The sequence below is a fragment of the Stenotrophomonas sp. 86428_Sma genome (genome assembly GCF_056481585.1).
Genome location: NZ_CM151156.1, coordinates 144088 through 159565, shown reverse-complemented (window position 1 = coordinate 159565; position 15478 = coordinate 144088). Strand labels below are relative to the sequence as shown.

Below are 15478 nucleotides of genomic sequence, written 5' to 3'. Positions count from 1 at the left end.
GAGGGAACCTATGAGTGCTCAGCAACCATAGTTACGCCAATGGGGTAGAGAAATGGCTCGACCTATCGTTGCAGGTGGCGACTAACCTTTGGTTGCCCGTCTACTGTCGGCTTCTTACGCGCATCACGCTCGATGCCTGATGCGGGCACTGATCCTGATCGCCTCGCCGATCGCGCTGCTGCAGGCACAGGCGGCTGAGCCTGTCGGTCCTGCCGGGCACATCGTCGTACAGACAGACGATGTCACGCGCTTCTTCAAGGTGCTGGACGCCAACCATGGGCGCCCAAGCGCCGATGATCTGCAGCACGGCTATCTGGATGCGGGTACGGATGCCCTGCGCAGCTTCACCGACAGCCGTATCGGCTCGATGGAGCGGCTGGCCAGGGCCATCCAGGACAAGCCGGCATTGTTTGCGAAAGCGAGAACCTGCGCGACCGCATTGCCATCGATCCGCACGCGCGTCGCCGCTGCCGTCGATCAGCTCGGCGCCTTGTTGCCGTCTGCGCGCTTTCCTCCGGTCACCGTACTGGTGGGCCGCGGCAACAGTGGTGGCGTTACCACCGAAGCAGGTGTGGTCATTGGACTGGAAGCGCTGTGCAATGCCGACTGGATGCAGGCCGATGCAAGCGACCGCTTCGTGCACCTGATCGCCCATGAGTACGTGCACGTGCAACAGCCCGGCGCGCGCGTTGATGTCGAGCAGCCCAACCTGCTCTATCAGACGCTGCTGGAAGGCGGCGCCGAATACGTGGCCGAACGGATCTCCGGGCAACCGGCCAACGCGCATCTACAGCGTTGGGCGCAGGGTCGCGAGTGTGCGCTGGAGCGCGCGTTCCTGCAGGACAGCATGGGTACCGATCTTTCGAGGTGGCTGTACAACGGCCCCGGCGACGATACGCGCCGCGGAGATCTCGGCTACTGGATCGGCTACCGCATTGCCCACGACTATGTTGCGCGCGGGCCCGACACGCCCAACGCCATCGCCGAACTGCTGGATGTCCAGCCTGGAAACGCTGCAGCGCTGCTGAAAGCAAGTGGATGGCAGCCTGCGTGCGGAGCAGGCGAAAGCACACAGACGCACATGCCGTGATGCCGGCTTCATGCAGGTGAATGGGTGATATTGAACAGGCACAAGGCGATACGCCGGTGCAGATCAGCTCGCTTGATCCCGCTTGTTAAGGTTCGTTGATTTACAGGCCTTCACAGCCCATCCACGTACTCAAATTCCAGCTGAAAGCGCTTGGTAGCGCCGGGAACAAACGCCGCTATATTCCAGCTTCCCCAGACGAAGGAGGGAGTGGAATGAAACTGACCTCGCAACACATGAAGATGGCCCGTGCACTCAGCGTGGCGCTCATCGCCACCGTGAGCCTTGGCGCTTGCGCCTCTTACAAGAACGAGTTTGCAACGATCAACTCGCGTCTCGATCAGCTCGATGTAAAGGTGCAGGGCGCCGCCCAGAGTGCCGAGTCCGCCAACCAGTCGGCGCAGCAGGCCAACCAGCGTCTGGACCAGATCGAAGGTCGCGTGCAGCAGCTTGAAAGGGCACCAGCGGGCCGCAAGCCGCGCGGCTGATCGCTCCCTCACCGTTTGAACTGATCCACCTCTGTATCGGGAACCAGTGGCCTTCGCCGGCCACTGGCATCCTTCCACCAAGATTGCACTGCAAGGAGCCGTCCCATTCGTACCTCCTCCTCCCCTGCGCGCCGCGCCCTCCATGCCGCACTGGCCATGGCACTGGCCGTTGCGTGCAGCGGCGTAGCCAACGCCAGGGACAAGGACGCACCTGCACCCCCGGTCGCCGCAGTCGATGAACTGCCCGCTGACCAGAGCGTGTCCGAGACGGTGATCGAACTGGCCGGCTGGGTAGTCGCCAGCAAGGACAACCAGGGTTATCCGTTCGCGATCATGGACAAGGCGGCTGCGCAGGTACTGGTCTTCGGTGGAGACGGCAAGCTGCGCGGTGCCGCACCGGCGCTGTTCGGTTCGGCCATCGGCGATCACTCCGCACCCGGCGTTGCCAAGCTCGCGCTGAGTGCGATTCCAGGCCATGACCGCACTACCCCGGCGGGCCGTTTCATTGGTGGCTATGGCCCCTCCGACGATGCCGGTCGCGTGCTGTGGGTGGACTACGATTCCGCCGTGTCGATGCACCCGCTGCCGCCAGGCACTCCGAAAGAGAAGCGCGCCGAACGGCTGGCATCACCTTCGCCGGACGACAACCGCGTTACGCACGGCTGCATCAACGTCACGCCTGCGTTCTACGAGCAGATCGTGCAATCCACGTTCGAAAAGGGCGGCGTGTTCTACATCCTTCCGGACAAGGATTCGATCGCGAAGACGTTCCCGGAGTTCGCGCAGAGCCGGGGCGATGCAAAGGACGAAGACGAGAAAGGCGCGCGGCGCGCGAGCAAGTAACAGACGCTTTGCCTGCGGCCATGGCTGGTTGTGGCCGGGGTGCGGCCAGGCCTGTTGACGTTGCGAGCCTGCGCTGCAGGCAGAGGTTCCCGGGCACGCTCCTGGCAGGCCCCACCTGGACCCCACTCATCGCGGACGTCCCACCCTCGTGGCGCTGCCCATATGGACCGGATGAGGCATCGCGCTCCCACGACGTCAAAGAATCCTTGAGTTCATGAGGATTTTTTGGGCGCTGGACGCCTTTGCAGATAAATCCTTATTTCAATGAGGATTTTCTTGCATCCAGCTCTTTTGCCAAGAAATCCTCAAGACCGAAAGGATTCTAAGAAATCCTGGGCTTTGCGCGAAGAATCCTCACTGCAGTGAGGATTGTATGGTATAGACGATGGGTCGAATCCAGAGCGTCAGGCTCTGCTGGGGGAGTTCCCATTGAAGATCAGGCTTGAGAAGGCTGAGGCCTTGGGACCACTGGTGAGAGCCGCCCGCAAGCATCAGGGACTGCGCCAGGATGCAACCGCCGAAGGCATCGGGGTCAGCGAAAATTTCCTGGCCAAGGTCGAACGCGGCGGTACCACGGTGCAATGGGGCAAGTTGTTCACCGTGCTTGACGAGCTGGGGCTGCATGTCGAAATCGACGTGCCGGACGAAGCGATGGCCCTGCTGGCCAAACGTGCCAACGGGAAGGTGCCATGAGCGCCCCCCGTATCGATCTCAAGGACGTCATTACAACGACCGTCCTGTCTGGACTGCACTATCCGCTTCCACCACGCGAACTGCAGGTCAGCATCGACGAAGCGCCGGTGGGCCGCCTGACCGAAGCAGCAAACCTGTGGCGCTTCACCTATACGCCGGAGTGGCTCGGCAGCGCACATCGGTTTCCACTGGCGCCTGCGTTGCCACTGCAAGACACCGCCATCCTCGATGGCTCCAGCCAACGCCCCGTGCAGTGGTACTTCGACAATCTGCTGCCGGAAGAGCAGCAACGCACGCTGATGGCAACCGATGCCAGGGTGGATGGCGCGGACGCGTTCGCATTGCTGGCCGCCTATGGCGCGGAATCGGCAGGCTCGTTGACGCTGCTGCCTCCAGGCGAGCGCCTGCCACCCGGCGGCAGAAAACCACTACCCGATGCGGAACTCTCCACGCGTATCCAAGGCCTGCCACGCACGTCGCTTGCGGCGGGTGCCGCCAAGCGCATGTCACTGGCAGGTGCCCAGCACAAGCTGGCAATCATCGAGACAGGGGGAGAACTCTACCAACCTCTGGGCGCCGAGCCCTCGACCCACATCCTCAAGCCTGACAGCACCAGCAGCAGTTATCCCCACAGCGTGGCCAACGAGTGGTTCGTGATGCGCCTTGCACAGCGCTTGGGGCTGCAGGTGCCGAAGATCGAGCGCCGCTACGTACCGGAGCCGGTCTTCATCATCGAGCGCTTTGATCGCGAAATCACCGCCGATGCCATCCATCGCCGTCATGCCATCGACGCCTGCCAGCTGCTCAACCTCGACCGGCAGTTCAAGTACACGCTCGGCAGCATCGACACCCTGAAGGTCATCGTCGAGCAATGCAGAAGCAAGCTCAAGACGCGCGTCCGCCTGTTCGACTGGTTGATTTTCAATGTACTCACCGGCAACAACGATGCGCACCTGAAGAACCTGAGCTTCCTGGTCGACAGCAGGGGCATCGAACTGGCCCCCCACTACGACCTGCTGTCCACCGCATGTTACGAGACCCGCGCGTATGCCGACGAGGGCGCACGTTGGCCAGAACGCTCGGAACTGTCGTGGCCCATTCTCGGTGTCGCGCGCTTCCACGACCTTCGTTTCGAGCATCTGGTTTCTGCCGGTGAAGCCCTGGGCCTGGGAAGACCAGCCGCCACCCGGCAGCTGCGCCATCAGATCGACCGCATCGCAGGCGAAGCCCAGGCGCTTTACGCGGAGGTGCTGCAGGAAAACCAGCAATGGTTGACCCGTTTCGACATCGGCCCAACCCTGGAAGGCGAGGTGCATTTCCTGAGAACGCTGGTCCACGTGATCATCGCCGACATGGTGAGGCAGCTTTCACCCGCATGATGCGGCCGCCGGAACATCATCCGGCGTCACCACCGATTACTCGCAGGACTCGCCTTCTTCCTTCAGCATCGCTTTGTCCACCGGCTGCTCGCGCTCGATCAGCGCGCGCTGCTCGTCGCTGGGTTCACCCAGCCACCAGATTCTGCAGCGCGCGGTAAGACGGCCGACCATCTTCGACTGATCGGGCGAGTACAGCATCGCCAGCGCGGTGCCGGGGCAGTCGTGGGCCTGGCAGGCGGTGTAGAACCACCATGGCTCGCCCTGCAGCACCACCAGCTCGCCGGGCCCGCTGGGCCCGCTCAACAGGCGTTCGCGCAGCGACGGAATCTCCTTGTCAGCAGATTCGGCCGCGGCTGTGTTCTTCATCAGGGCGTTGAACGCGGCCAGCACCTTCGGGTCCTTGCGGCCGCAGTCGTCCACGGTGTTGCCGCCCACCAGGGTGAAGAAGTGGGTCGCCAGCGGGTTGTCCGCACAGGTGAGTTCTCCGCCGGCGCTCGGGTCTTCCGGTTCGCCTTCGTTGTCCCACACCGAAGGGTCTACGCCGTCTTCGATGGACGGTTCCTTCTCGACCACCGTTGCCGTGGCGGCCGGTGCTTCGGTGGCCGGTGCCGGTGCGGCTGGTGCTGCATCGGGTGCCGGTGCCTGCCCGCAGGCGGCCAGCAGTGCGACCGTCAGTACCATCCCTGTGATTCGAATCTTCATTCCGTGTCCTTGTCTGATCTGCGGTGCATGCAGCTGCGCGGGCGCCTCCGTGATTCTAACCAGCGCCGCGCTAGGATGCGTTCGTCGACTTCCTGTCATCCCAAGGGCCTGGACGCATGCGCCGCACACGACTCGCCGTGATTTTCTGCAGTGCCCTGCTGCTGGCAATTCCGGCAATCGCCCACGATGCCGAAAGCACGAAGGCGGCACAGCCGCTTCCCGATGCGGCCCTGCCCGCGACACTGGATCGCGTACTGCGCGACTACGAGCAGGCCTGGCGCACGGGCGATGCCAGGGCACTGGCTGCGCTGTTCGCCGAGGATGGTTTTGTGCTGCAGAGCAACCAGCTACCGGTGCGTGGGCGCAGCGCGATCGAAGTCGCGTATGCCGGCCAGGGCGGCAGCCCGTTGCGGCTGCGCGCGCTGGCGTACTCGGTGGAGGGCAGCACGGGCTACATCATTGGTGCCTACCGCTACGGCAACAACGTGGGGGACACCGGCAAGTTCACGCTGACGCTGAAGCGCGTGGGCGACGGGCCGTGGTTGATCTTCTCGGACATGGACAACGGCAACGCACCGCCGCGGGCGCGGTGATGGATTCCGCCGGGCATGGCCCGGCGCTACCGGGCGCCAATCAAGGTTGGCTGCTACCAGAAGCGGATTCCGGAGTAGATCCACGCCATGCGTGGATGGGGCGCACACATAAAAAAACCCCGGCACGTAGCCGGGGTTTTTCGATTCACTTGAACAGCGTATCCGGATACTCCGGTTTCTGTTCCCGCGCCAGCAGCGCGCGCAGGCCTTCCTCAGGCGTCTGCTCGCCGTGCAGCACGGCACGCACGCGGTCCGAGATCGGCAGGTCGATGCCATGACGGCGTGCCTGTCGCATCACTTCGTCGGCGGTCTGCACCGACTCGACCACCTGGCCGATTTCGCGCACGGCATCCTGCAGCGTCTGGCCACGGCCCAGGGCCAGGCCCAGGCGGCGGTTGCGCGACAGGTCGCCGGTGCAGGTCAGCACCAGATCGCCCAGGCCCGCCAGGCCCATCAGCGTTTCCGGCTTGGCGCCGATCGCCGCGGCCAGGCGCAGCATCTCGTTGAGGCCACGGGTGATCAGGCCGGCACGGGCGTTGAGGCCCAGCTGCATGCCGTCGGCCACACCGGTAGCCACGGCCAGCACGTTCTTCATCGCGCCGCCCAGCTCGGCACCGACCATGTCGTCGCCGGTGTAGGCGCGGAACGCCGGGCCATGCATCGCCTCGGCCACCGTCTGCGCGAACTCGGGCACGTCGCCGTGCACGGTGATCGCGGTCGGCAGGCCCTGGGTCACTTCCTTGGCGAACGACGGACCGGTGACGACGGCCAGCGGCACGTCCTCACCCAGCACTTCGCGCGCCACTTCATGCAGGAAGCGGCCCGAACCAGGTTCGAAGCCCTTGGTGGCCCAGGCCACGCCGGCACCGGCCGGACGCAGCGGCGCCAGCGCACGCACGGTTTCACCGAAGGCATGCGACGGGGTGACCACCAGGATCCAGGCGGCGCCCTCCACTGCCGACGCCAGGTCGGTGGTGGCACGCAGGCTGTCCGGCAGCGGGATGCCCGGCAGGTAGCGCGGGTTCTCGTGGCGCTGGTCGATGGCCTCGACCACGGCAGCGTCGCGCCCCCACAGCACGGTCGGGTGACCGTGCCGTGCGAGCAGGCTGGCCAGCGCGGTTCCCCAGGAACCGGCGCCAAGCACGGCGATCTTGTCAGCGGTAGTGCTCATCCGTGACGTCGCAGCAGGAATCAGGCGTTGCCAGCCGGCTCGGAGTCAGCCAGCGACGGTGCGTCGCCCTGCTCCTGGCGCTGGCGCAGGGTTTCTGCGTACAGGCCTTCGAAGTTGATCGGCTGCAGGAAGAACGGCGGGAAGCCGCCGGCCTGGATCAGGTCGCTGATCAGCTGACGCACGTACGGGAACAGGATGTTCGGGCACTGGGTGCCGAGCAGCACGTCGATCGACTGCGGGTCCAGGCCGACCAGGCCGAACACGCCGGCCTGCTTCACTTCGGCCACGTAGGCGGTGCGCTCACCGGCCTGGCAGGTCAGGGTCACGGCCAGCACCACTTCGAAGGCGTTCTCGCCCAGGCGCTGCACCTGCTGGTTCAGGTTGAGCTGCAGTTCCGGCTGCACCTGGTCATTGAAGATGGTCGGAGCGTTCGGCGACTCGAAGGAGACGTCCTTGACGTAGATCTTCTCGACGGTGAAAGCAGGGCCGGTAGCGGCATCGACCGGCGCAGCGGCGCCGTTGGTGATCTCTTCGGACATTTCCAGTAACTCCAGGTGAATGCAATGAAAACGATGGTCGAACTACTGCGATGGGGGCGGGATCAGGCCCATACAAGGCCGGATCCGCCACCTGCGGCAATCAGTTGCGGCCCTTGACCAGCGGCAGCTCGGCCTGCTGCCAGGCGGGAATGCCGCCGTCGAGCACGTAGACCTTTTCGAAGCCGGCCTTCTTCAGCGCCTTGGCGGCGGTTTCCGAGGCGTTGCCGCTGCGGCACACCAGCACCACCGGCGACTGCTTGGCGTTGGCCACCAGCTTGTTGTCCGGGCCGAAGGCACTGGCCTGGGCATTGCGGCTGCCGGCAATGTGGCCCTTCTCGAAGTCACCGCTGGCCGACAGGTCGACCACCACCGTGCCACCCGCGTTGATCAGCTGGGTCAGTTCGGCGGGCTTGATGCCCTTGAAGCCCCGGAACAGGCGGCGGATCTCGGTGACGATGATGGCCACGGTCAGGCCGACCAGGGCCGCGGACAGCATCGGGTTTCGGCCTGCAAAGGCCAGCAACTCTTCGTAATTCACTCAGGTCACGGGTCGATTAAGCGGGCGCCGATTGTCGCACAAGCCGGACGCGGCCCGTCACTGCCCCTTCCACAGGTCCGGCAGGCCGGCGGTCTGCCACCAGCGCTTGGCCTCCGGATCCCAGCGCCAGCGCTCGACCACCACCACGGTGCGTTCGGCCTGGGTGTTCTGGTTGATCACCCCGATTTCGACCCGGCGCTCGACCAGGCCGCCTTCCAGCGCGGCGCTGCTGCGCTCGCGGTAGGACGACACGCGCAGCTGCGCGTAGCGGTTGAGCTCGAACTCGGTGGGCGGCTTTTCCTTGCGCAGCTTGGGGTCCAGATAGCCGATGGCATCGTCCATGCTGCCCCAGCGGATGGTGGCGCCGTAGGCGATCTGGGTCTCTTCCAGCAGCTTGCGCTGCTTGCGGCTCAGGTCGTCGGCCGAAGCCACGGCGCTGGCCAGCAGCAGGGAACACATCAGGAACTGGATGAGGCGGCGCATCGGTGGTTTCCCCAGAACGTCAGCCTGCCATCCTACCCTTTGGCGAAGGCAACGAAGCGACCGCTGAACTCGGCGGCGGGCTTGCCATCGGCACCGGGCTGGGTGGCGATGATGCTGATGCGGGCCTTGCGGCGCTGGCGGAAGGTGTTCAGGAAGGCATCCCAGCCAGTGGCCTCGGCCGCTTCGGCATGGGCGTGCAGGTCTTCGTAGACCGGTGCCAGGTAGCGCAGGTTGCTGTCGGCCACGTAGACCTCGGCATCGTGGCCGGCCAGGCGCAGGCGCAGGCTGACCAGCGCCCAGCCGGACAGGGTCAGCACCGAGGCCAGGCTGCCACCGAAGGCGTTGCCCTTGTCGTTGACGTTGGCGGCCAGCGGCGCGGTGATGCGCAGCACGCCATCGGCATAGCCGTCGAGCTGGATCTGCATGGCGCGGACCGCCGGCATGCAGTCAAGCACGTCCTGCAGGGCGGCCAGCGAGGAAGTCAGAGCATCAACGGACATCGGAGCAGGGACCACGACAACGAAGGGCCCGCATAATGCAGGCAATGGCCGACCATACGATACCCACTGGCGCCGCCGGTTCCGAGCCGGGCTGGACCTTCATTTCGCTGCGGCCGCAGGGCCAGAATTCCGCGCTGCGCCGCGCCGTTGCTGGGCTGGGCGGGCATGTGCTGGCCCTGCCACCCTGGCGCCTGCAGCGCCTGAACGGCACGCCAGTGGTGCACCAGCTGCAACGCGCGCTGAACTGCGATCGGGTGGTGTTCACCAGCCCGGCCGCCGTTACCGCAGCCGCCACCCTGTTGCCACTGGCCGAGGCACAACGCAGCCCATGGCTGACCGTGGGCGAAGGCACCGCGCGCGCGCTGCGGGCGCAGGGTGTCGCCGAGGTGCATGCGCCGCAGCGGATGGACAGCGAGGGCCTGCTGGCGCTGCCGGTACTGGCGCACGTGCAGGGCCTGCGGATCGGCCTGGTCACCGCCCCCGGTGGCCGCGGACTGATTGCCGCGCAGCTGCAGGCGGCGGGCGCCACGATCGAACGCGCCGACGTCTACCAGCGCCGCCTGCTGCGCCTGCCTCCCCGCACGCTGGCTCGATTGGCGCATTCCGCGCAGCCGTGGGTGCTGGCGGTGAGCAGTGGCGAAGCGCTGCAGCATTTCTGGCAGCAGCTTCCGCCCGCATTGCGGCAGCGATTGCAGGCGCGCGCGACTGCGGTGGTGGCCAGTGATCGCCTCGGCGAACAGGCCCGGGCACTGGGCCTGCAGCACGTTGTGCGTGCGGCCGGCCCCACCACCGCGCAGCTGGTGGCAGCTGCACACGCCACGCTCACCGTCCCGGCAGCGACCTGAACAGGGACGTGGGTCACGCTTGCCGCTGTGGTCGGCAACAGTGATGCTGTGCACAACGCGGCCTGCCGGAACCTGACCGGCGACGGTGCCGACAAGGAAGCCCCATGAACGAGACTCCGCCCGTTTCCCCGCCCCGTCGACCCGTGCGCTGGCTGCTGCCGCTGGCCGGGGTGGTCGTGCTTGGCGTGGGCAGCTATGCCGGCTGGTACGTCTGGCAGCAGCAACAGCACGAACAGGAAGCGCAGGCGCAGACCACGGCCGTACAGCTGCAGGGCCTGCAGGCGACGCTGGATGCATTGCGCCGCGACCAGCGCGCAACCAGCCAGCGCCTGCAGGATGCGGCGACCACCAACCGCGTGCTGCGCGACGAGATGCTGGGCCTTTCCCAGCGCAGTGCGCTGCTGGAAGAGAACCTGGCCAAGCTGGCCGACAGCGCCAACCAGGGCCGTCAGGCGGTACAGCGCGATGAGGCCGAACTGCTGCTGACCCAGGCGGCGCAACGCCTGAACTACGCCGACGACGTGGAAGGCGCACGCCGCCTGTATGCACAGGCCGCCACCGCGCTGGCCGATCTGCCCGACAGCGACGGCCTGAACCTGCGCCAGGCACTGGTACAGGAACGCGATGCACTGGATGCGCTGGGCACCGGCCCGCGCGTGCAATCGCTGCAACGCCTGGATGCCCTGGCCAAGGCCCTGCAGGGCCTGCCCTCGCAGGTGACGGGTGGCACCGCGCCCGGCGCCGGCAAGCCCTGGTGGCAGGCCACGCTGGCACCGTTCGTGGATATCACCCCGAGCCGCCAGAATGGCCCGCTGACCGCCGCCGAACGCCGCAATGCCGACGATGCGCTGCAGCTGGAACTGACCCTGGCGCGTGCCGCAATCGAACGTGGCGACCGCACCGGTCGCGATACCGCGTTGGCGCGCGTGGAACACTGGGCACAGCGGCGTTGGCCGGATTCACCGGCCCTGCGCGCGCAACGTGCTGAACTGAAGGCCTTGCGCGAGCTTCCGCTGCAGGCCAGCAACAGCGTTCTTGGCAGCACCCTGCAGCAACTGCGCACCCAGACCGACCGGAGGTAATCCCCCATGAAACCCCTGCAATCCCTGGTCGTGCTGTTGCTGGCCGTGGCCATCGGCGTGGTGGCCGCGCAATGGCTCGGCGCCGATGACCTCAACCGCTTCGGCGAAGTGACCCTGCGCTACGGCGGCTACGACTACCACAGCAACCTGCCCAAGGTGGCACTGCTGTCGGTGATCGCGGTGCTGGTGCTGTGGCTGCTGTGGAGCCTGATAGCAGCACCGTTCCGCGCCTGGGGCCGCTACCGCCGCAAGCAGGGCCGGGTGCGCCTGATCGACGGCCTGCAGGCCTATGAGCACGGTCAGTGGCAGCGTGCCGAAAAGCTGCTGGACGGTGCCGCCAAGGATCCGGAAGTGAGCGCGGTGGCGCTGGCCAACGCCGTGCGCAGTGCGCAGGCACGTGCCGACGGCCCCGCCGGTGAAGCCCTGCTGCAGCGCCTGGGCGAGAGCGATGCCACCCTGCAGGCGCTTCTGCGCGCCGAACAGCTGCTGGCGCGCGATCTGCCGGTGGATGCGATCAACGCGTTGGATGTGGCGACGATCCAGCCGCTGCCGCCGCGCGGCCTGTGGCTGCGTACCGAAGCGCTGGCACAGGCCGGCCGCGCCCACGAGGCGTATGGCCAGCTGGGTGCACTGCGCCAGAGCAAGGTGCTGCCGGCCGACGCCAACAGCGAACTGGAAGCACGCCTGGCCGCACAGGCGCTGCTGGAAGCAGCCGACGTCAATGCGCTGGCCGCGCAGTGGGAAGCCACGCCGAAGGCGCTGCGGCCAACCCCGGACGTGGTGGGTGCGTATGCCAGCCGTGCGATTGCATTGAACTGGGACGAACCGGCGCTGCTGGCGTTGGAACAGGCACTGGACCAGCGTTGGGATGACGAACTGGTGGCGCTGTATGGCCGCCTGCCGGCCGAGCGCCTGGCCACGCGTCAGGCCAACCTCGCGCGCTGGCGCAACGTGCACGACAGCTCGGCTGCGCTGCGCCTGGCACAGGGCCGCGTGGCCCTGGCCCAGCAGCAGTGGGATGCCGCCGATGCGTTCCTGCACGAGGCCATCGCCGCGGGCGCCGGTGCCCCGGCGTGGGAGGCACTGGGTGAGCTGTTCGCACAGCGTGGCGAGCACGCGCTGGCCGCGCAGTGCCTGGCCAATGCGCTGCGACTGCAGCGTGGCGAGGACAGCGTGGAACTGGTGCGCGGCACCGAAGCGCCGCTGCGTGCCACGGTGGAGGAGCAGCCGGTTACGGTGCAGCCGCCGGTGTATGACGCCAACGAAGAGCGCGACGAATTCGGCAATCCACGGTTGCCGTGAAGCGTGCCGACCCACGGTCGGCACCCACTTGAGCAAGAAAAAACGCCGCCCGATGGGCGGCGTTTTCATCTATGGAACCCGGTAGTCGCCAACCTTGGTTGGCGCTCTGACATCTTCCGAACGATGACATCGCATGGCCGACCAAGGTCGGCATCTACCAAAGCAGATCCAGCGTGCATTCCCGGTAGTCGCCAACCTTGGTTGGCGCGCGGTCGCAACGATCAGCGCTCGACGATCGCCACTACGCCCATGCCGCCGGCGGTGCAGATCGACACCAGCGCGCGGCCACCGCCGCGTTCGGCCAGCTGCTTGGCTGCGGTGGCGATGACGCGTGCGCCAGTCGCCGCGAACGGGTGGCCAGTGGCCAGCGACGAGCCCAGCAAGTTGATCTTGTCCGGGTCGATGCGACCCAGCGGTGCATCCAGGCCCAGGCGATTGCGGCAGTAATCCTCGCTCTCCCACGCACGCAGGGTGCACAGCACCTGCGCGGCAAAAGCTTCGTGGATCTCGTAGATGTCGAAGTCCTGCAGGGTCAGGCCGTTGCGCTTGAGCATCTCCGGCACGGCCACGGTCGGCGCCATCAGCAGGCCTTCGCCATGCACGAAGTCCACCGCCGAGACGTGCGCGTCACGCAGATAGGCCTGCGGCTCATGGCCGTGGGCACGCGCCCACTCTTCGCTGGCCAGCAGCACGGCGGCGGCGCCGTCGGTCAGCGGCGTGGAGTTGGCGGCGGTGAGCGTGCCGCGGCCGGAAACCTTGTCGAACGCCGGCTTCAGCGTGGCCAGCTTCTCCAGCGAAGTATCCGGGCGCAGGATGTTGTCACGCTCGACACCACGGAACGGTGCGATCAGGTCGTTGAAGAAACCGCGCTCATAGGCGGCAGCCAGCTTCTTGTGCGACGACACCGCCCACTCGTCCTGCGAGTCACGCGAGATGTTCCATTCCTTGGCCATGTCCTCGCAGTGGTCGCCCATGCTCTTGCCGGTGCGCGGCTCGGCCACGCCCGGGAACTCGGGCTTGAGCTCGGAGAACTTGAAGCCAGCGGTCAGCGCGCGGATCTTGTCGCCAGTGCTCTTGGCACGGTTGGCGGCCAGCAGGCGCGCGCGCAGCTTCTTGCCGTAGACGATCGGCACGTCGGAGGTGGTATCCGAACCGCCACCGATACCCGATTCGATCTGGCCCAGCGCGATCTTGTTGGCAACCGTGATGATGCTGTCCAGCGAAGTGCCGCAGGCGCGCTGCAGGGTGATGCCCGGGGTCAAGGGCGACAGGCCGGAGGACAGCGTGGCTTCGCGGCCCAGGTTCCAGTCGCTGGAGTGCTTGATCACCGCACCCATCGCCACTTCACCCAGCTGCTGGCCATGCAGGCCGAAACGTTCAACCAGCGCGCCCAGCGTACGGACCGACATGCCGAGGTTGCCGACATCCGAATACGCGGTGTTCTGGCGGCAGAACGGAATGCGGACGCCACCGAGGATGGCGACGGGACGAGCGTTGGGCATGGAGATACCTGGCATGGATGAGGGTGTCTGCAACATGGCCTGCACGACGGAGCAGGCATAATGGAGCCAAGTGTAGCTGCCGCCCTGTGATGGGCCAACCGTGGAACCATGAGCAAACCCGACCCCGCGATGAATGCCCTTGGCGTGCTGGCCCTGGAACTGGCCGGCGGCGAAATCCCCCGCCAGGCGGTGCTCAGCGCCGAACAGGCCGGTGAACTGGCCGATCGCGTCGGCCGCGACCTGTCCAAGCTGGTGCCGCAGGTGGCCGAGCTGGACCTGGTGTTCGCCGCCGCCCATTTCGACCCGGCCGAAGTACTGCGTCCGGGCTGGCCGATCCATCGCCGCCTGGAAGAACTGCAGATGCGTGCGCCGGGCCGTAACCAGGGCCCGCGCCTGCTGGCCTTCGGTACCGACGCCACTGGTGATGTGCCGCTGCCGTTCCAGGCCGATGCCAGCCTGGTGGGCGGTGGCCTGCGCGTGGTGCCGTTCCTGCTGACCGGCAGCGACGTGGCGACGACCAATGCAGTGGCCGAGGCGCTGGAAGACACGCTGCTGGCCAACGGCATGGCGCATGCCGACACCGCGTTGATGGCGCAGAACACCTTCGGTGCCCGCATCGAGCATGCGCGCTATTTCACCGTGAATGATCTGGCCGCGATGATGTCGATGCAGTACGACAACCAGGGCCTGGCCGCGCTGTGGCCGCTGATCGAGACCGCGATCATGGCGCCGGGCGAGGACGAGTGGCTCAATGCCGCGCCGGAGCCGCTGCTGCGCTATACCCATGGCGAGGCACGCATGGCGCTGTTCGATCCGGCCGGCTGGTGCGCGCACTACAACCACGGCAAGAACGACTGCGACCGCCTGAAGGGCATCTACGAGCAGTTCCTGATGCGCCAGCGGCAGATGGCCGCGGTGCTGGAAGCGCACGGCGTGCCGGTGCTGTTCGTGCACTGCGAGGCCGGTCAGGACGCGCGCGAGTTGCTGGCGCGCTGATGCGGGTGTTGGTAGTGCCGGCCGCTGGCCGGCGACCTCCGGATCTGCGATTGCCGGCCAGCGGCCGGCACTACCGATAAAGAAAAAACGCCGGCTTGCGCCGGCGTTTTCTGATGGCTTACTGCGCCTTCTGGATCACTGCGCAGGCCAGGCGCGCACCGGCGTTGCCGGTCGGCTGGGTCTTGTAGTCATCCGCATCGGCATGGACGATCAGGCCGCGGCCGATGATGTCGAAGTCATCGCCCTTGCCGATGTTGACGTTGCTCGACACCGGGCCGTCGATGGTGGCCACGCCCTTGTCGTCGGCCTTGATGTTGGGCATGTCGCCACCGTGGTGCGGATCGGCGGACACGCTGCCGTGATCCTGCTTGCCCGGGTTGAAGTGGCCACCGGTGCTCATGCCGTCCGGCGCGCTGCAGTCGCCCTTCTCGTGGATGTGGAAGCCGTGCTCGCTGCCCGGCTTCAGGCCGCTGATCTGACCGGTCACGTGGACCTTGCCGTCAACCACCTTGAAGGTGACGCTGCCCTTGGTCTCGTTGCCCTGGGTCGGCGCCAGCTCGGCCGTGGCCGAGGCATCGGCAGCCGGTGCAGGTGCTGCGGCCGGTTCGGCGGTGGCGCCGTCGGCCGGAGCGGCCGGCGCGGTTTCAGCCTGCGGCGCGGCCGGCTGCTGGTTGCAGGCCGCCAGGCCCAGTGCAGCAATGGCTGCGAACAGCGAAGTGTGGATCAAACGCATGG

Annotated in this window: 18 protein-coding genes; 10 read left to right on the top strand and 8 right to left on the bottom strand. The window is 66.5% G+C overall.

Annotated elements, in window-relative coordinates; translation table 11 throughout:
* Positions 1–139 precede the first annotated feature (139 nt).
* From ACZK3J_RS00675 to ACZK3J_RS00655, 5 genes are all read left to right on the top strand, one after another.
* Positions 140–1090 carry a DUF2268 domain-containing putative Zn-dependent protease gene (locus ACZK3J_RS00675; protein ID WP_478476293.1) on the top strand — a complete coding sequence of 317 codons (951 nt, stop codon included), beginning with the start codon at positions 140–142 and terminating at the stop codon, positions 1088–1090.
* A gap of 212 nt (positions 1091–1302) precedes the next feature.
* The gene (locus ACZK3J_RS00670) at positions 1303–1575 is read left to right on the top strand and encodes a hypothetical protein (protein WP_012509703.1); all 273 of its coding nucleotides are present in this window, start codon (positions 1303–1305) and stop codon (positions 1573–1575) included.
* A 156-nt stretch (positions 1576–1731) separates the two neighbouring features.
* Positions 1732–2418: a L,D-transpeptidase gene (locus ACZK3J_RS00665; RefSeq protein WP_032130168.1), complete on the top strand. Its 687-nt coding sequence runs from the start codon at positions 1732–1734 to the stop codon at positions 2416–2418.
* 471 nt (positions 2419–2889) lie between these two features.
* Positions 2890–3111 (top strand): helix-turn-helix domain-containing protein, encoded by a 222-nt coding sequence (locus ACZK3J_RS00660; RefSeq protein WP_200881082.1) that lies wholly within the window; start codon positions 2890–2892, stop codon positions 3109–3111.
* A complete protein-coding gene (locus ACZK3J_RS00655) occupies positions 3108–4490 on the top strand; it encodes a HipA domain-containing protein (RefSeq protein WP_080356542.1) in 1383 nt (460 codons plus the stop codon). The genes ACZK3J_RS00660 and ACZK3J_RS00655 overlap by 4 nt, the downstream gene beginning before the upstream one ends.
* Before the next feature lie 36 nt (positions 4491–4526).
* Here the strand turns inward: ACZK3J_RS00655 and ACZK3J_RS00650 are convergent, their stop codons facing one another.
* Entirely contained in the window at positions 4527–5192 is a 666-nt protein-coding gene (locus ACZK3J_RS00650) for an Ivy family c-type lysozyme inhibitor (RefSeq protein WP_049462217.1), read from the bottom strand.
* Between the two features lie 116 nt (positions 5193–5308).
* Between ACZK3J_RS00650 and ACZK3J_RS00645 the strand changes: the two genes are divergently transcribed.
* A complete protein-coding gene (locus tag ACZK3J_RS00645) occupies positions 5309–5785 on the top strand; it encodes a YybH family protein (RefSeq protein WP_049462218.1) in 477 nt (158 codons plus the stop codon).
* A 145-nt stretch (positions 5786–5930) separates the two neighbouring features.
* On the opposite strand, the gene ACZK3J_RS00640 is transcribed toward ACZK3J_RS00645, so the two are convergent.
* From ACZK3J_RS00640 to ACZK3J_RS00620, 5 genes are all read right to left on the bottom strand, one after another.
* Positions 5931–6956, bottom strand: coding sequence for an NAD(P)H-dependent glycerol-3-phosphate dehydrogenase (locus ACZK3J_RS00640; protein ID WP_005407597.1), 1026 nt, complete (start codon positions 6954–6956; stop codon positions 5931–5933).
* A 20-nt stretch (positions 6957–6976) separates the two neighbouring features.
* Entirely contained in the window at positions 6977–7495 is a 519-nt protein-coding gene (secB, locus tag ACZK3J_RS00635; protein ID WP_005407596.1) for a protein-export chaperone SecB, read from the bottom strand.
* 100 nt (positions 7496–7595) lie between these two features.
* Entirely contained in the window at positions 7596–8033 is a 438-nt protein-coding gene (locus ACZK3J_RS00630) for a rhodanese-like domain-containing protein (RefSeq protein WP_004134671.1), read from the bottom strand.
* A 57-nt stretch (positions 8034–8090) separates the two neighbouring features.
* Entirely contained in the window at positions 8091–8516 is a 426-nt protein-coding gene (locus tag ACZK3J_RS00625) for a hypothetical protein (protein WP_049462220.1), read from the bottom strand.
* Between the two features lie 32 nt (positions 8517–8548).
* Entirely contained in the window at positions 8549–9016 is a 468-nt protein-coding gene (locus ACZK3J_RS00620) for a YiiD C-terminal domain-containing protein (RefSeq protein WP_005407593.1), read from the bottom strand.
* 35 nt (positions 9017–9051) lie between these two features.
* Here ACZK3J_RS00620 and ACZK3J_RS00615 point away from each other — a divergent pair, with 35 nt between their 5' ends.
* From ACZK3J_RS00615 to ACZK3J_RS00605, 3 genes are all read left to right on the top strand, one after another.
* Positions 9052–9861, top strand: a complete 810-nt coding sequence (locus ACZK3J_RS00615; RefSeq protein WP_478476292.1) for a uroporphyrinogen-III synthase — start codon at positions 9052–9054, stop codon at positions 9859–9861.
* 104 nt (positions 9862–9965) lie between these two features.
* A complete protein-coding gene (locus tag ACZK3J_RS00610; protein WP_478476291.1) occupies positions 9966–10943 on the top strand; it encodes a uroporphyrinogen-III C-methyltransferase in 978 nt (325 codons plus the stop codon).
* A gap of 6 nt (positions 10944–10949) precedes the next feature.
* Positions 10950–12245: a heme biosynthesis HemY N-terminal domain-containing protein gene (locus ACZK3J_RS00605; RefSeq protein ID WP_478476290.1), complete on the top strand. Its 1296-nt coding sequence runs from the start codon at positions 10950–10952 to the stop codon at positions 12243–12245.
* Between the two features lie 221 nt (positions 12246–12466).
* Here ACZK3J_RS00605 and ACZK3J_RS00600 read toward each other — a convergent pair whose 3' ends face one another.
* Positions 12467–13762 (bottom strand): acetyl-CoA C-acetyltransferase, encoded by a 1296-nt coding sequence (locus tag ACZK3J_RS00600; RefSeq protein WP_099551602.1) that lies wholly within the window; start codon positions 13760–13762, stop codon positions 12467–12469.
* Between the two features lie 93 nt (positions 13763–13855).
* Between ACZK3J_RS00600 and ACZK3J_RS00595 the strand changes: the two genes are divergently transcribed.
* Positions 13856–14743: a hypothetical protein gene (locus ACZK3J_RS00595; protein WP_032130160.1), complete on the top strand. Its 888-nt coding sequence runs from the start codon at positions 13856–13858 to the stop codon at positions 14741–14743.
* 118 nt (positions 14744–14861) lie between these two features.
* Here ACZK3J_RS00595 and ACZK3J_RS00590 read toward each other — a convergent pair whose 3' ends face one another.
* Positions 14862–15476: a superoxide dismutase family protein gene (locus tag ACZK3J_RS00590; RefSeq protein ID WP_478476289.1), complete on the bottom strand. Its 615-nt coding sequence runs from the start codon at positions 15474–15476 to the stop codon at positions 14862–14864.
* Between the last annotated feature and the right edge of the window lie 2 nt (positions 15477–15478).

Bases quoted from the DNA above. Each gene is read 5' to 3' on its own strand.
- ACZK3J_RS00625 (WP_049462220.1), bottom strand. From the start codon at position 8,516: ATGCGCCGCCTCATCCAGTTCCTGATGTGTTCCCTGCTGCTGGCCAGC.
- ACZK3J_RS00590 (WP_478476289.1), bottom strand. From the start codon at position 15,476: ATGCGTTTGATCCACACTTCGCTGTTCGCAGCCATTGCTGCACTGGGC.
- ACZK3J_RS00610 (WP_478476291.1), top strand. From the start codon at position 9,966: ATGAACGAGACTCCGCCCGTTTCCCCGCCCCGTCGACCCGTGCGCTGG.
- ACZK3J_RS00665 (WP_032130168.1), top strand. From the start codon at position 1,732: ATGGCACTGGCCGTTGCGTGCAGCGGCGTAGCCAACGCCAGGGACAAG.
- ACZK3J_RS00670 (WP_012509703.1), top strand. From the start codon at position 1,303: ATGAAACTGACCTCGCAACACATGAAGATGGCCCGTGCACTCAGCGTG.
- ACZK3J_RS00675 (WP_478476293.1), top strand. From the start codon at position 140: ATGCGGGCACTGATCCTGATCGCCTCGCCGATCGCGCTGCTGCAGGCA.
- secB (WP_005407596.1), bottom strand. From the start codon at position 7,495: ATGTCCGAAGAGATCACCAACGGCGCCGCTGCGCCGGTCGATGCCGCT.
- ACZK3J_RS00595 (WP_032130160.1), top strand. From the start codon at position 13,856: ATGAGCAAACCCGACCCCGCGATGAATGCCCTTGGCGTGCTGGCCCTG.
- ACZK3J_RS00615 (WP_478476292.1), top strand. From the start codon at position 9,052: ATGCAGGCAATGGCCGACCATACGATACCCACTGGCGCCGCCGGTTCC.
- ACZK3J_RS00605 (WP_478476290.1), top strand. From the start codon at position 10,950: ATGAAACCCCTGCAATCCCTGGTCGTGCTGTTGCTGGCCGTGGCCATC.
- ACZK3J_RS00640 (WP_005407597.1), bottom strand. From the start codon at position 6,956: ATGAGCACTACCGCTGACAAGATCGCCGTGCTTGGCGCCGGTTCCTGG.
- ACZK3J_RS00655 (WP_080356542.1), top strand. From the start codon at position 3,108: ATGAGCGCCCCCCGTATCGATCTCAAGGACGTCATTACAACGACCGTC.
- ACZK3J_RS00600 (WP_099551602.1), bottom strand. From the start codon at position 13,762: ATGCCAGGTATCTCCATGCCCAACGCTCGTCCCGTCGCCATCCTCGGT.
- ACZK3J_RS00645 (WP_049462218.1), top strand. From the start codon at position 5,309: ATGCGCCGCACACGACTCGCCGTGATTTTCTGCAGTGCCCTGCTGCTG.
- ACZK3J_RS00620 (WP_005407593.1), bottom strand. From the start codon at position 9,016: ATGTCCGTTGATGCTCTGACTTCCTCGCTGGCCGCCCTGCAGGACGTG.
- ACZK3J_RS00650 (WP_049462217.1), bottom strand. From the start codon at position 5,192: ATGAAGATTCGAATCACAGGGATGGTACTGACGGTCGCACTGCTGGCC.